Origin of the sequence: Chitinophaga sp. W2I13 (genome assembly GCF_050434005.1) — a bacterium.
GTDB lineage: Bacteria > Bacteroidota > Bacteroidia > Chitinophagales > Chitinophagaceae > Chitinophaga.
Genome location: NZ_JBNPWD010000001.1, coordinates 1,222,072 through 1,235,706 on the forward strand (window position 1 = coordinate 1,222,072; position 13,635 = coordinate 1,235,706).

13 protein-coding genes and 1 tRNA gene are annotated in these 13,635 nt (G+C 44.7%); 4 read left to right on the forward strand and 10 right to left on the reverse strand.

Features of this window, described 5'->3' with window-relative positions:
- Nucleotides 1-380: 380 nt before the first annotated feature.
- Nucleotides 381-2,915, reverse strand: a complete 2,535-nt coding sequence (locus tag QFZ48_RS04955; RefSeq protein WP_370909643.1) for an ATP-dependent Clp protease ATP-binding subunit — start codon at nt 2,913-2,915, stop codon at nt 381-383.
- Nucleotides 2,916-3,213: 298 nt separating this feature from the next.
- Here QFZ48_RS04955 and QFZ48_RS04960 point away from each other — a divergent pair, with 298 nt between their 5' ends.
- Complete coding sequence (locus tag QFZ48_RS04960) at nt 3,214-3,588, forward strand: STAS domain-containing protein (RefSeq protein ID WP_429045301.1); 375 nt, start codon at nt 3,214-3,216, stop codon at nt 3,586-3,588.
- A 79-nt stretch (nt 3,589-3,667) separates the two neighbouring features.
- On the forward strand, nt 3,668-4,576 hold the full coding sequence (locus QFZ48_RS04965; RefSeq protein WP_429045299.1) for a ribonuclease Z: 909 nt from the start codon (nt 3,668-3,670) through the stop codon (nt 4,574-4,576).
- 68 nt (nt 4,577-4,644) lie between these two features.
- Here QFZ48_RS04965 and dapA read toward each other — a convergent pair whose 3' ends face one another.
- Together dapA and QFZ48_RS04975 are read right to left on the reverse strand one after the other, a co-directional pair.
- Nucleotides 4,645-5,520 carry a 4-hydroxy-tetrahydrodipicolinate synthase gene (gene dapA, locus QFZ48_RS04970; RefSeq protein ID WP_370909640.1) on the reverse strand — a complete coding sequence of 292 codons (876 nt, stop codon included), beginning with the start codon at nt 5,518-5,520 and terminating at the stop codon, nt 4,645-4,647.
- A 79-nt stretch (nt 5,521-5,599) separates the two neighbouring features.
- On the reverse strand, nt 5,600-6,553 hold the full coding sequence (locus QFZ48_RS04975) for an acetyl-CoA carboxylase carboxyltransferase subunit alpha (protein ID WP_079469072.1): 954 nt from the start codon (nt 6,551-6,553) through the stop codon (nt 5,600-5,602).
- A gap of 158 nt (nt 6,554-6,711) precedes the next feature.
- Between QFZ48_RS04975 and QFZ48_RS04980 the strand changes: the two genes are divergently transcribed.
- Nucleotides 6,712-6,785, forward strand: a tRNA-Asp gene (locus QFZ48_RS04980).
- Between the two features lie 71 nt (nt 6,786-6,856).
- Here QFZ48_RS04980 and QFZ48_RS04985 read toward each other — a convergent pair.
- The 5 genes from QFZ48_RS04985 to QFZ48_RS05005 all read right to left on the reverse strand — a co-directional run bounded on the left by QFZ48_RS04985 (nt 6,857) and on the right by QFZ48_RS05005 (nt 11,591).
- Entirely contained in the window at nt 6,857-7,633 is a 777-nt protein-coding gene (locus tag QFZ48_RS04985) for an alpha/beta fold hydrolase (RefSeq protein ID WP_429045297.1), read from the reverse strand.
- 51 nt (nt 7,634-7,684) lie between these two features.
- Entirely contained in the window at nt 7,685-8,590 is a 906-nt protein-coding gene (locus tag QFZ48_RS04990; protein WP_429061367.1) for a helix-turn-helix domain-containing protein, read from the reverse strand.
- 175 nt (nt 8,591-8,765) lie between these two features.
- Nucleotides 8,766-9,518 carry an SDR family oxidoreductase gene (locus QFZ48_RS04995; protein WP_429045293.1) on the reverse strand — a complete coding sequence of 251 codons (753 nt, stop codon included), beginning with the start codon at nt 9,516-9,518 and terminating at the stop codon, nt 8,766-8,768.
- Between the two features lie 60 nt (nt 9,519-9,578).
- Nucleotides 9,579-10,340 carry an SDR family NAD(P)-dependent oxidoreductase gene (locus tag QFZ48_RS05000; protein WP_429061368.1) on the reverse strand — a complete coding sequence of 254 codons (762 nt, stop codon included), beginning with the start codon at nt 10,338-10,340 and terminating at the stop codon, nt 9,579-9,581.
- Between the two features lie 462 nt (nt 10,341-10,802).
- Nucleotides 10,803-11,591: a DUF4394 domain-containing protein gene (locus QFZ48_RS05005; protein ID WP_429061370.1), complete on the reverse strand. Its 789-nt coding sequence runs from the start codon at nt 11,589-11,591 to the stop codon at nt 10,803-10,805.
- A gap of 223 nt (nt 11,592-11,814) precedes the next feature.
- On the opposite strand from QFZ48_RS05005, the gene QFZ48_RS05010 reads away from it, so the two are divergent.
- Nucleotides 11,815-11,940, forward strand: a complete 126-nt coding sequence (locus tag QFZ48_RS05010; RefSeq protein WP_429045288.1) for a hypothetical protein — start codon at nt 11,815-11,817, stop codon at nt 11,938-11,940.
- A gap of 74 nt (nt 11,941-12,014) precedes the next feature.
- On the opposite strand, the gene QFZ48_RS05015 is transcribed toward QFZ48_RS05010, so the two are convergent.
- Both QFZ48_RS05015 and QFZ48_RS05020 read right to left on the reverse strand, forming a co-directional pair.
- Nucleotides 12,015-12,374, reverse strand: a complete 360-nt coding sequence (locus tag QFZ48_RS05015; protein WP_429045286.1) for a DUF1801 domain-containing protein — start codon at nt 12,372-12,374, stop codon at nt 12,015-12,017.
- A 194-nt stretch (nt 12,375-12,568) separates the two neighbouring features.
- Nucleotides 12,569-13,141, reverse strand: a complete 573-nt coding sequence (locus QFZ48_RS05020; protein WP_429045284.1) for a Crp/Fnr family transcriptional regulator — start codon at nt 13,139-13,141, stop codon at nt 12,569-12,571.
- Between the last annotated feature and the right edge of the window lie 494 nt (nt 13,142-13,635).

Here is a 13,635-nt window from a genome sequence, read left to right on the forward strand (position 1 = left end):
ATAAATAGATTCAATTATCGTGGTGTAAGGGATTTATGTTTCTATATAATCTAAATAATAGTAAAAATATTAAACTGTTATAGTTTGACATAATTTGGATTACATAGATCATATAAAAATCTATGCTGCAAATGTGACATATTAAATCTTTTTAAAAAATGACATGATCATACCATTTTAGTTCCGATAATTATTCACTGACGGGGTAAGGACTCACTATATGTGGGTCGTAAAATATGGTATCGGAAGAAATATATGCTGTTATGGGATGGGGGTGCTTAAAATAATCTAGTGCGGGTAGGGAGGTTAACATGTTCATGTTATAAAAAAAAGCAGCCCATCATTTCTGATGGGCTGCTTTGGTTATGTTTTGCGTGTTATTACGCTTCTGATTTCTCTGATTTACTCTTGGAAGAGTTGTTTTTCAGGGTAAAGATCAGCTTTTGATTTTCCTTATCCAGGTCAGCTACGAGGATATCTCCATCATGGATGTTCATGTTGAGGATTTCTTCTGCCAGCGGATCTTCCAGGTATTTCTGGATGGCTCTGTGGAGCGGTCTGGCGCCGAACTGCTGGTCGTAACCTTTATCTGCCAGGAAGCCTTTGGCTTCGTCTGTCAGTTCCAGGCTGAATCCGAGGTTGTTCAGGCGTTTCAGTACACTTTTCATTGTGATATCAATGATGGTGTAGATGTGCTCTTTCGCCAGGGAGTTAAAGATGATCACGTCATCGATCCTGTTCAGGAATTCGGGAGAGAAGGTACGTTTCAGTGCTTTTTCGATCACTGACTTGGTATTCTCTTCTTCATTTACGGCTCTTGCGCTGGTGGTAAAACCTACGCCGGCGCCGAAATCTTTCAGCTGACGGGCTCCGATGTTGGAGGTCATGATGATGAGGGTATTTTTGAAATCCACTTTACGGCCGAGACCATCGGTGAGGATACCATCATCCAGTACCTGCAGCAGGAGGTTATAAATATCCGGATGCGCTTTTTCAATTTCATCCAGGAGGATTACGGAGTAAGGTTTGCGGCGAACTTTTTCAGTCAGCTGACCACCTTCTTCGTATCCAACATATCCCGGAGGGGCGCCAATGAGGCGGCTAACAGAGAATTTCTCCATGTATTCGCTCATGTCGATGCGGATAAGCGCTTCGTCGGAGTCGAACATATAGCGGGCCAGTGATTTGGCGAGCTCTGTTTTACCTACCCCGGTAGGGCCGAGGAATATGAAGGTACCTATTGGTTTTTTCGGATCTTTCAGACCTACGCGGTTACGCTGAATGGCTTTGGTGACTTTGCTGATGGCTTCATCCTGTCCAACCACGGCGCCTTTAAGGTCTTCACCCATGCGGCGGAGTTTTTCAGTTTCAGCCTGTACCATCCTTTTAACGGGGATACCGGTCATCATGCTTACCACTTCTGCAATAGCTTCCTCGTCGATCGGGTAGCGTTTATGCTTCACTTCTTCTTCCCACATTGCTTTTGCGCGTTCCAGGTCTTCACCCAGTTTCTTTTCAGTATCGCGTAAAGCAGCTGCTTCTTCGAAGCGTTGGCTTTTCACTACCTTATTCTTTTCCTGTTTGATATCTTCTATCTGTTTTTCCAGGTCGAGGATATTCTGAGGAACATTGATGTTTTTCAGGTGAACGCGGGCGCCTACTTCATCGAGTACGTCAATTGCCTTGTCGGGCAGGAGGCGGTCGGTCATGTAGCGGTCGCTCAGTTTCACGCAGGCATCAATGGCTGCATCTGTATAGCTTACGTTATGGTATTCTTCATAACGCGGCTTGATGTTATTGAGGATCATGATGGTTTCATCCACGCTTGGTGGTTCAACCATTACTTTCTGGAACCTGCGGTCGAGTGCGCCATCTTTTTCGATGTACATGCGGTACTCATCGAGGGTGGAAGCGCCAATGCATTGGAGTTCGCCTCTTGCGAGTGCCGGTTTAAAGATGTTGGAAGCGTCCAGTGAACCGGAAGCGCCACCAGCGCCCACGATTGTATGAATTTCATCGATAAACAGGATTACGTCCCTGTTTTTCTCGAGTTCATTCATGATGGCCTTCATCCTTTCCTCAAACTGGCCGCGGTATTTGGTACCGGCCACCAGTGCGGCGAGGTCGAGGCTTACCACGCGCTTATCGAAAAGCACGCGGGAAACTTTACGCTGCACGATACGCAGCGCCAAACCTTCCACGATGGCGGTTTTACCCACACCGGGTTCACCAATAAGGATCGGATTGTTCTTTTTACGGCGGGAAAGTATCTGGGATACCCTTTCAATTTCCTGCTCGCGGCCAACAATCGGGTCTAAGCTGCCACTCTCGGCCAGCTTGGTAATATCTCTACCAAAGTTATCCAGTACGGGCGTCTTGGATTTGGTATTTGTCTGTTTGGCTTTGCTTGCGTAACTCTTTCTTTCGTCCTCAAACTCTTCTTCGCCCGGATCGTCGAATTCAGATTTAGGGTCCGCAGATTTTACAAAGCCCAGTTCGTTTTTAAAAGTATCGTAGTCCACGTCAAATTGTTGTAAGATTTGTGTACAAACGTTTTCCTTATTCTTGAGTATAGAAAGCATGAGGTGTTCCGTTTCCACCGTAGCGCTTTTCAGTGCTTTGGCTTCCAGTACGGTAACCCGTATAACTTTCTCTGCCTGTCTGGTAAGCGGGAGACTATTGATGTTAGCGATATTCTTTCCTGTCTTATCTTTAACAGCCAGCTCTACTTCCTTGCGTAACTCATACAGATCTACGTTCAAAGCCTGCAGAATCTTTACGGCCGTGCCCTCGCCTTCTCGAATAATACCTAACAGCAGGTGTTCAGTACCTATGAAGTCATTGCCCAGGCGTAAAGCTTCCTCTCTGCTGAACGAAATGATCTCCTTAACTTGCGGTGAAAAATTCTGGTCCATTGTGAGATTATTAAATTATCAAAAACCCTTACGGGGGCTTGCTTATACAATAATAACGAATAATTCTGACTTAAGATTATCACGCTTTATGCGGAAATGAAGTTATTCCTTTTTAAACTTAAACAACTTACACTTTAATAGTATAAGATTATTTTTGTGGTGATGCGGGTACGTTCGTTTAAAAATATCTACGAAGAAAAAGAGGTTTTTGTTTTCAATCTCTTGCGGTTATATTTTATAGGCGGGTCCCTCTGTTCAAAATTTATTTTTACTAAAAGTATAAAACAACGTCCAACGCATGAAATTCAAAATTGATACCAAAGAAAAAATAGTCGTTTTTTGTCCGGAAGAAGCAGCATTGGATGCTAATTTGTCAGACGACTTTGTGGCTACTGCAACAGGATTGCCGGAGCTGGAAGGACGCAATCTCATACTGGATATGACATTGGTACAAAAAATTGATGCAAAGGGCGTTGAAGCCATTTTAACAGTTTATCAGCGTATGTATGACACTAATTTATCCTGCGCAATCACCGGTCTTAACAACACTTTAACAGCTGAGTTGAAATCTGCGGGAGATGATATGCTCAATCTGGCGCCTACCATGGCAGAGGCAATAGACCTCATAATGATGGAAGAGCTGGAAAGAGAATTACTGAATGGATTGGAGTAAGGATGGATTGCAGCTCTTTTTTACTCCCACGTAAGGGTGATTTGAAAAAAGAGGCAATTGAACGATTAAAGCTATTTACATGTTCGCAGTCACGATATTAGGTAACAATTCTGCTATCCCCACCCTGGACAGGCACCCCACTGCCCAGGTAGTTACCTGCAATGAGCAGCTCCTGCTGGTAGATTGCGGAGAAGGCACACAATTACAGATCGCACGGTACCGGATCAGGCGCAGTAAGCTGAGATATATTTTCATCAGCCATCTTCACGGCGATCATTACTTCGGGCTGATCGGCCTGTTGAATACGCTCAGCCTTATGGGCCGTACCGACCCGATCAGCGTATATGCGCCACCGGAGCTGGAACAAATTATCCAGCTACAGCTGGATTGCTCTGGCACTGTGCTGAAGTTTGAACTGACCTTTGTGCCGCTTCAACCGGGATACAGTGGTATTATCCTGGAGGATAAGGATCTTACGGTAAGCTGTTTTCCTACCCAGCACCGGATCACCTGTTTTGGTTTTTCTTTTGAGATGCAGAAACGCAAGCGCAAGCTGATCCCCGAACAGGCCAGGGCTTATGAGATCCCGGCTGCTTATTTCAGCAAATTGCAGGATGGCGCCGATTATCAGCGGAAAGACGGCACCGTGGTAAAAAATGACTGGGTAACTTTACCCCCGCCTCCCGGCAAGCGGTATGTGTATTGTGCCGACACCCTGTATGATGTAAACCTGTTGCCGGTGCTGAAGGATGCGGACCTCATGTATCATGAAACCACCTACCTGCACGATTTAGAGCAGCGGGCCGCAGAGCGCTTTCACAGCACTTCTGTGCAGGCGGCCTCCCTCGCAGCTGCAGCGGCGGTAAAACGGCTGCTGATCGGCCATTTTTCTTCCAAATACACCGAATTACAACCTTTCCTGGATGAATCCAGGCCAGTTTTCCTGAATACGGAGATTGCGGAAGAGGGCGTAACCTATATTATCTAGGTTTATAAAATGAAAGCAGCAGCCATCCCTGGTGGATGGCTGCTGCTTTTTTTATTTACATTTTACTGTTAGTAGTTCTTCAGATAGGCTGCTATCTTGCTATACAGTCCGTCGGTAACGGGCAGTACAGGCAGGCGGAAAGTATTTTCCATAATCCCTGCGTAATGCAGGAATGCCTTGATACCGGCAGGATTATTTTCGGAGAACATCAGTTCAAATCCTTCCAGCATTTTGTAATTGAGCGTCCGTGCAGCGGGATAATCGTTTAACAGGGCAGCGTGTACCATGCTGGAAAAATCGGTCGCAAAATAGTTGGCTGCTACCGAAATAACGCCGTCCATGCCGCAGGCCAGCTGACCCAGCGCCAGTGCGTCGTCGCCGCTGATAACGAGGAAATCCTTTGGTTTATCACGGATAATCTGCATGCACTGCATAATATCGCCGGAAGCTTCCTTCATGGCCACGATGTTTTCCACTTCATGCGCCAGGCGCAGGGTGGTTTCCGCAGTCATATTCCGACCGGTACGGGCGGGAACATTGTACAGGATCACCGGCTTGGGAGAGGCTTCAGCAATGGTTTTATAGTGCTGAAAGATACCTTCCTGGGTAGGTTTACTATAGTATGGCGCTACGCTGAGAATGGCCGCCGCTTCATCAAGCGGGCATTTCTCCAGCCGTTTTACCACATCCCTTGTGTTATAATCGCCAACGCCAATCACTACAGGCACCCGCTTCGACACCTTTTCGAAAGTGAATTTTATCAAATCCAGCTTTTCATCTGCAGAAAGAGTAGGTGTTTCGCCAGTTGTGCCTAAAGACACAACATAGTTCACGCCGCCATCGATCACGTAGTTGATCAACTTTTCCAAAGCATTCCAATCGATGCTTTCATCTGCTTTAAAGGGTGTTACCAATGCCACCCCGGTGCCTTTTAGTTGTTCCATATTGCGTTTACGGGAAAATAAAAATTTCGAACTTCGAAGGCCGAAATTCGAAATTTTTATTGTTATCTCTAAATATTTTTTATTTCTCTTCGTAGAAACCCATGCGGGAGAACTTATCGATCCTTTGTTCGATGCGGGTATCCGGATCAATTTTCTTTAATTCTGCGAGTGTTTCCTTGATGCGGACCTTCAGTAGGTGGGCCATTTCATCGGGATTTACGTGAGCGCCGCCGAGTGGTTCACGTACGATGCCGTCTACCAGGCCAAACTGGCTCATATAATCGGAGGTCAGCTTCAGCTCTTCTGCCGCTTTTTCCTTGAAATTCCAGCTACGCCAGAGGATTGTGGAGCAGTTTTCGGGAGAAATTACCGTGTACCAGCTGTTTTCAAGCATAAATACGCGGTCGCCGATACCGATGCCGAGTGCACCACCGGAAGCGCCTTCCCCGATTACGATACAGATGACGGGGACGCGGAGTTTTACCATTTCAAAGAGGTTGCGGGCAATGGCTTCTGCCTGGCCTCTTTCTTCCGCTTCCAGGCCGGGATAAGCGCCGGGGGTATCGATGAGGGTAACAATGGGCTTATTGAATCTTTCGGCCAGTTTCATCAGGCGCAGGGCCTTGCGGTACCCTTCGGGGTTGGCCATACCAAAGTTCCTGAGCTGGCGCATTTTGGTGTTTACGCCTTTCTGCTGACCAATAAACATGACTGTTTCGCCATCCAGGTCGGCGAAACCGCCTACCATGGCTTTATCGTCTTTTACATTCCGGTCGCCATGCAGTTCCGTAAAATTGGTGGACATTTTTTCGATGTACGCCAGTGTATAGGGCCTATCCGGATGACGGCTCAGCTGTACGCGCTGGAATGCGGTGAGGTGGTCGTAGATATTCTGGCGGGTATCAGCAATTTTTTGCTCATACTCGCTAACAGTAGCAGAAACATCCACACCTGATTTTTCACCATTTTCCTTCAGCTTCTCCAGCTGATCGTATAAGTCAGCGATAGGTTTCTCGAAATCCAGGAATTGCATAATTTGATTAAATTGGTTAAAGATCGGATGTAAAGATAATGCTGAAAATATTTTTTAAAAAAGATTTGCTTAATTGGGAACTTTGTTGCTATCTTTGCAATCCCAAAACGGAAGAACACAACGGATTGGGACACAAGTTCTTAGGACAAAAAAGGAATGGATCGGTAGTTCAGTTGGTTAGAATGCCGCCCTGTCACGGCGGAGGTCGCGGGTTCGAGTCCCGTCCGGTCCGCAAAGCCACTCTTTAAGAGTGGCTTTTTTGTTGAAACCATGTCAGTAATCAGACCTGCCTACCCTACTCTTTTAAAGGTGAGTTGCGGAAATTATTAAGTCTGCAACGTCCTTGGGATGGCTTATATAGACACTATGGCTTGCACCTTCTACTTCAACTATTTTCTTACTATTAGCCCTTTTTGCATACATCCGTTCTAAATCAGGGTTAATAATCCTATCGGATTTTGCTACCATATACCAAACCGGTTTCGTTTTCCAGGCCGGATCTTGAATGATGGCATGGAATACCACGTCAGCAGTAGGCGTTTGCGAATTTGCCATAAACGCTGCTTTTGCTTTTTGCAGGTCACCTGAGAAATCAGCGGCAAACATCTTTGGGTTGATGTAGTCCCAGCCGTCATTTCCCTTGATCAGTGATTTATAGGCAGCCGGGAAAATTTTGCCATTGTCAGCTTCAGATTCACCATGATCCGGTGCATGCGCGGCAATATATACCAGTCCGCTAACGAGGGAATTATTACCCGCCGTTGTTATTACTGCGCCTCCGTAGCTATGCCCTACCAAAATACAAGGCCCGTCCTGCAGGTCAATTACCCGTTTTACCGCAGCTACATCGCCGTCAAAGGTAGTCAGTGTAGGCTGGGCAATGCTGACCTTATAACCTTTTTTGGTGAGGATTTCATAGACCTGTTCCCACCCCGAGCCATCTACAAATGCGCCATGAACAAGCACAATGTTTTGGACCTTTGGGGAAACCTGGGCTTGTAACTTTGCGACGAAAATCGTCATAATACAAATAACCAGCATTTTAAATGTGCGAATGCCACGATTGGGATGTAGGTTCATAGTATACTTTTTTAAAAATTTGTTTATAAAATGACAGAGTGCCGTCAGTTTTCAATTCTGTTGCCGGAAATCCGACGGTGACTTACCGGTTTTGTTTTTAAATATCTTTGTAAAATGAGAGGGGTGTTCAAAACCCAGTTCAAATGCAATTTCACTGATGTTTTTCTCTGTGCTCCACAGCAGGGATTTCGCTTTGTCCACCAGTTGCAGGTGAATATGTTCCAGGGTGGTTTTACCGGTATACCTGTTCAGCAGATCCGAAAGATAATCAGCAGAGAGGTTCAGCCGGGATGCGAAGTATTTTACATCGGGAAGTCCGTCATCGATCAGCGAATCCTTTGAAAAATAGTCCAGCAGCAAGCTTTCAAACTGTTGGACCAGGTCCTGACTGGGTTTGGAACGTGTGAGGAACTGCCGGTCGTAAAAACGGCTACAGTAGTTGAGCAGCAATTCAAGGTTATTTACGATCAATTCCTGTGAGTGTTTGTCTATGTTTTGCGAATACTCCTGCGTCACGTTATCCGCGCAACTACGCAACGTCTTCTTTTCATCACCTGACACATGCAGCGCTTCATTGGCATCGTACTGAAAAAATGAGTATCCATGGATCTTTTTGCCCAGTGCGGTCCGGTACAGCAAATCAGGGTGGAAGAATAATCCCCAGCCATCATCATAAGAAATGTAACGCTGTGTAGAAACAGCCTGCCCTGGTGCGGTAAATACCAATGTGCCCTGATCAAAATCATAATGGGAACGCCCATAGCCCATTGATCCTTTTAACTGTTTAAGATACACCGCATAAAACCCCAGGCGGAACACGGTTTCCTTTTCCGGAAAGTTATTCCTGCTGGCCTGCTGCAACGGAAGGAAGGAAACTAATGGATGCTTCGGTGGAGGGCAGCTGTAGAGCTTATGCAGCTCATGTATGGTATTGATATCGACGAATGATTTTTGCATGCAGTAACAGATTAGGGAGCCAAGTAAATTTACTAAAAAGTGCTGACCATATTCAAGGCTGCCACCTGTACCGCCAGGCTTCTGTAACGATGATTGTACGTTTCATAATTGTATTTCTTATAATGATTTTTTTATTGTCAGGTGTTAAACAATGAAGCAGAGGTAATTTTCTCCTTCAGGCGATAGCACCTCCACTGACCAGAAGCTGCTGGCCGCTTACAAATCCAGACAGTTCACCAGCGAAAAATTCTGCAACATTTGCTACATCCTCCGGTGTGCCCATCCTTCCCATGGGATAAAATGTTGGTACGATGGCCCTGATAGGCGCTTCTGCGTCAACAACAGTATGGATTCCTGCGCCTTCGGTTGCCGTGGGCAGTATGGCGTTTACAGTTATGCCCCTTTTACCTAACTCTTTGGCCAATACCTGCACCAGGTACAAAGCAGCGGTTTTGCTTCCACCATGCAGCGCATAGCCGGCGTTGGGCAGTCCGGTAGTGCTGGAACCGATATAAATAATCCGGCCATTGTCGGCAACATGCCTGGCTGCCGCCTGCATAGTGAAGAATGCGCCCTTTGTATTGGTATCAAACAGGCTATCAAATTGCTCTTCGCTAAACGCAGTAACCGGCACGCCTACCAATTCCAATCCTGCATTTACCACAACAATGTCAATTTTCCCAAATTCCTGGATGGCAACTTCAAATAGCCGGTTTATTTCAGCGGGCTTGGAAACATCCGCTTTCACTGCAATAGCTTTTACCTGGTAACTTTCAATCTGTTTAACTACTGCATCGGCGGCCACGCTGTTACTTGCATAGTTAACTACGATATGTGCGCCCAGTTGGGCATACCTCAAAGCAATTGCTTTACCGATGCCTCTTGAGGCGCCAGTAACCAATGCCACTTTATTTTTTAACGGATTCATAAATATGTTTTTGAGTTTGAAAAATTGAGGAACAAACGCAAAGCATGTTCCTCCCCAGAACTAAATAAACATCCCACCCGATATCTCGATGCGTTGGGCATTTACAAAGCGGCTGTCTTCGGATAGCATTGATGCGACAAACATGCCCACATCGTCCGCATTTCCAAGACGTCCAAGCGCGGTCATGCCGGCAATTTGCTCGCGATGGCTGTCATCACCTTTTCCACCACCAAATTCTGTATCAATTGCCCCTGGTGCAACACTATTTACACGGATCTTCCTTCCGGCATATTCTTTGGCAAAATACCGTGTCAAGCCTTCTATCGCGGACTTAAGAGCACCATATACGGCAACACCAGGAAAGGCGAAGCGGGCAAGCCCGGAGGAAATATTAATAACCTGGCCACCATCAACGATCAATGGAATCAGTTTTTGCGTAAGGAAAAACACGCCTTTAAAATTTACGTCCACAAGTTCGTCGAACTGTTCTTCGGTTGTATCCTTGATGAGGGTTCGCTGGGATATCCCTGCGTTGTTTACAAGATAATCGAAGTTCTCCCGGTTCCATTCCTGCTTTAGCACCTGCGAAATCTGATTGGCAAAGCCATTAAAGGAGCTGGTTTTGGATGTGTCTAATTGCAAGGCAACGGCCTTACCTCCGCTGCTGTTGATGGTATCAGCAACAGCTTTCCCCTGATCGGAATTGCTGTTGTAAGTGAGGATAACGTCAATACCACGTTGAGCGGCATTTAACGCAATACTTTTTCCTATTCCACGGCTTCCGCCAGTTACAAGGACAATTTTTGATGCTGTTGTTTTCATCTTTTTAAAGTTTTAATTTATATAGCAAAGTTCAACAGCGCGGCGTAAGGCTACTTATACATTTCCGGACAGGTTTTATACATTTCGGAGATGCCGGGAATAATGTAGATATTTCAGTGAAAATCTCTACTAACAATTCAACACAAAACGCCTCCCATCAGCGTGGCTATGCAGACTGGTAATCGTATGAATAAGTCACTGCATTCCCTGCAGGAATGGCAGAACGAAGTAGTGATTGTACGACTTAAATTCCGGCTGTAAGATTTAGAAATGAAGAGAATTAACAAAGCTCCGGAGTACCGGAAGGGTAGGCGCCTCTGACGATTCCAATTAGTTTAGTTGAACACGCTGAATTAAACAGCTGTAAATAAATGACAGCATCCACGAATCGATTATCGGGTTTTTACCTGATCCTGTTTGATGTAATTTATATCTTCACATTAAATTCTTTTAAAGAAAAACTCAAAGATTCAGCGCTATAGCAAGCCCTTTTACTGGTGCCGGAAAATCGCCCACTGCCGTTGCGGCGCCTGTTTCCAGGTTAATCGCATAGAGTTTTGTTATGCCACCCTCTGTAAATAACGCGTATGCTTTATTTGAAGCGCCGCTGATGTCAAAACCATTGGATTCACTCGCTCCTATACCAAGTCGCCCTACCAAAATAACAGCTCCTCCGTTTGGTGGATCCTGCCTGTAAAGTGAGTTGCTCGCGTAGCCTATGTCGTACAATACAGTGCTTGCCGATCCGGCGGTATTATTGCTATAAGCCACAGCAGATATACCACTGCCAGGAGGATTAATATCAGTGTCTTTAGCGACTAATGTGCCGTTTTCCGGATGTATGCGCAGGTTCTGGCCTGTGTTGCTGACGATTCTTAGCCGGTCTACGGATGGATTGAAGTCCACTCCAAAAGCGGTACCATTTAGTACTTCGGCGAAGGGGCTCGCGTTCACCGGAGTAGCCGCTCCGGTGGAAGTATTAATCCGGTAAAGACGGCTGGTGCTTCCTACTGCATACAGCTGGTTGTTGGCAGGACGGATATCCATGCCAACGATTGTTTCTCCAGGCAGAAGCCCGGTGATTGGTATGGCAGAAGCGGTAGCAGGTGAATTCAGGTTAAATGACAGCAGGTTGTTTCCGCTTGTTGCGAAGGCGTTGATAACAGGCTTATCTTCCTTTTTACTTTTTTTGCAGGCAATGTTGGTAGTGAGGCTAAATAATCCTAATGCTACTAAAATATAAAGTTTCATGATAGGATGTTTTATGGGGTTAATATCTACATAAAAGTAATAATTTTTGAATAAACTCTTATTTAGTCCATCAAATTGCCTCATTGCTATGCAATGTTCTTCCTTCTCCGGGATTCCATCCGGCCAGTACCAGGCCATCACTGAAAAGTTATCACCTGAAAGGTAAGCAGGTGATTCCCTTTAATACGAACGGGGGTGATGGTATCGGGAGCAGTTTTGACAAGTGAAAGAACTTTGCCCTGATAGTAAAGTGCCCGAAGGCTTTACGATGACCAGCGGATCTGAACGCGATGGTAAGTTGCTGTTATTGCAGGCAATAAAGCAGTGGAAGCTGAAACTGAAGTGGTAAAATGGTTAAGGAAAATTAATTTCATAAAATGATAGGAGGCTAAAGTCCTGTCAGTCTCAACACATCTGGACACCTCAACTGTTCATTATTTTTATCCAGTCTTTGACTACTTTCTGAAGATTTGCCTTCTGCTTTTTCACCTCCTCCATTGACCGGAATTTGGCATATGCCTTACCTTTAGGTCCGGGTTCGAGGAAACCGGTAGTGTCATTTAACAGCTCTCCTTTGTGAAAAATCACTGCTACGAAATCAGTTATCCTTGGATTTAGTGTCGCCATGGGCTCTTTGTAGTCGAAACTCGGGCCGCCCCATTTTACGTCTTCTTCTATCCCGGGACTGACTTCGCGGATTATTTTTACTACCGATGCTATTTCAGCTTTTAAAGGATGGTTAAGCTTACTTAAAAATTCGTCAATTTTGTTTGCTTTGTTCATGATTATTAGTTTTTCGATCTGGTAAAAATGAAATGATGTGCTAAAAACAATACCTGTTATCGATGAGTTGATTAACTGGTACCACAAATATGAGGCAGTTGTTTTTTTTAGACATTTACATTTGTTGAGGAAATGAAAATATTTTTGTGCATCCTCAACATTTGTTGAGGATGCACAAAAATCAGCGCGTTAAACTATTTTTTAGCCGAAAAGATCCTGCTCACCTGGGTTGGAGTAATTCCCAGATATGAAGCAATGTGGTGTTTTTTGATGCGCTTAATCAGGTGGGCATATTTTTTAATGAAGTCTTCATACAGATCTTGCGACGCATGTTGCCTGAAACCAATTTCTTCCGGTTCTTTTTCGATTATCCAATGACGTTCCATATAGTGGATGTAAAATGCCGCGATATCCGGATATTTCAGCGTAAGTGCTTTAAATAATCCAAAGTCATATTCCCAAACTATTGAGTTTTCCAATGCCTGGATAGTGGTCACACTTGGGGTTTTGCTCAAAAGAGAAGTTGTTGATGCCGCAAAATAACCTTCAGAAAAGAAACGTTTGATATAAATTTTTCCATTTTCATCTGACCAGTACTGAGAAAATAAACCCCGGGAAACAAAAGAAACATTCCTTGCAATATCCCCCGCTTTCACCAGGAAACTGCCTTTTTTATATTCTTTTCGCTTAAGAATTTGCATCCATGCAAATTCTGCTTCGGGAGTCAGTTTCTGATAACTGTTTATTTTTAGAAAGAATTCCTCCATTGTATCGAAAGTAGATGTCTTGCTTAAAGATAAATTTTCTACTCAGCACTTTTACCTTTTTGGGGTATAAAGTTTAAGTTCTGAAAATCAATGCCTTAAAATAAAACCCATTGAGAAAGCAGTAAGTTTGTTACCCCCAGGTGTGGTTCCGTCCGGTCCGTAAAAATATTTCTTCATTCCGGCTACGTAGTTTGTCGCTCACAAACGTATTAGTTATTTATCAACCAATTTACTATTCTTTCACCCTTCAATTTTAATACATGCGTTGAAGCAGTATTTAGTAAGAAAAGGAAAAGGGGCAATTTTTTTTGACGAAAAATTTGTCCTCAGGGCGATTCCGCCGGGAGCTCACCGTTATCTTTAAGATCAGCCATAGTCGCCATTATTAAAACCTGATACAATTATTTTATAGCCGCGTTTTTGAAACATGTATCGTGTCCAGCCTCCGGACAACAGGTATATCCAAACAAACAGACCAGGATAAATTTAAAACA

Bases quoted from the DNA above. Each gene is read 5' to 3' on its own strand.
- QFZ48_RS04955 (WP_370909643.1), bottom strand. From the start codon at position 2,915: ATGGACCAGAATTTTTCACCGCAAGTTAAGGAGATCATTTCGTTCAGC.
- QFZ48_RS04960 (WP_429045301.1), top strand. From the start codon at position 3,214: ATGAAATTCAAAATTGATACCAAAGAAAAAATAGTCGTTTTTTGTCCG.
- QFZ48_RS04965 (WP_429045299.1), top strand. From the start codon at position 3,668: ATGTTCGCAGTCACGATATTAGGTAACAATTCTGCTATCCCCACCCTG.
- dapA (WP_370909640.1), bottom strand. From the start codon at position 5,520: ATGGAACAACTAAAAGGCACCGGGGTGGCATTGGTAACACCCTTTAAA.
- QFZ48_RS04975 (WP_079469072.1), bottom strand. From the start codon at position 6,553: ATGCAATTCCTGGATTTCGAGAAACCTATCGCTGACTTATACGATCAG.
- QFZ48_RS04985 (WP_429045297.1), bottom strand. From the start codon at position 7,633: ATGAACCTACATCCCAATCGTGGCATTCGCACATTTAAAATGCTGGTT.
- QFZ48_RS04990 (WP_429061367.1), bottom strand. From the start codon at position 8,590: ATGCAAAAATCATTCGTCGATATCAATACCATACATGAGCTGCATAAG.
- QFZ48_RS04995 (WP_429045293.1), bottom strand. From the start codon at position 9,518: ATGAATCCGTTAAAAAATAAAGTGGCATTGGTTACTGGCGCCTCAAGA.
- QFZ48_RS05000 (WP_429061368.1), bottom strand. From the start codon at position 10,340: ATGAAAACAACAGCATCAAAAATTGTCCTTGTAACTGGCGGAAGCCGT.
- QFZ48_RS05005 (WP_429061370.1), bottom strand. From the start codon at position 11,591: ATGAAACTTTATATTTTAGTAGCATTAGGATTATTTAGCCTCACTACC.
- QFZ48_RS05015 (WP_429045286.1), bottom strand. From the start codon at position 12,374: ATGAACAAAGCAAACAAAATTGACGAATTTTTAAGTAAGCTTAACCAT.
- QFZ48_RS05020 (WP_429045284.1), bottom strand. From the start codon at position 13,141: ATGGAGGAATTCTTTCTAAAAATAAACAGTTATCAGAAACTGACTCCC.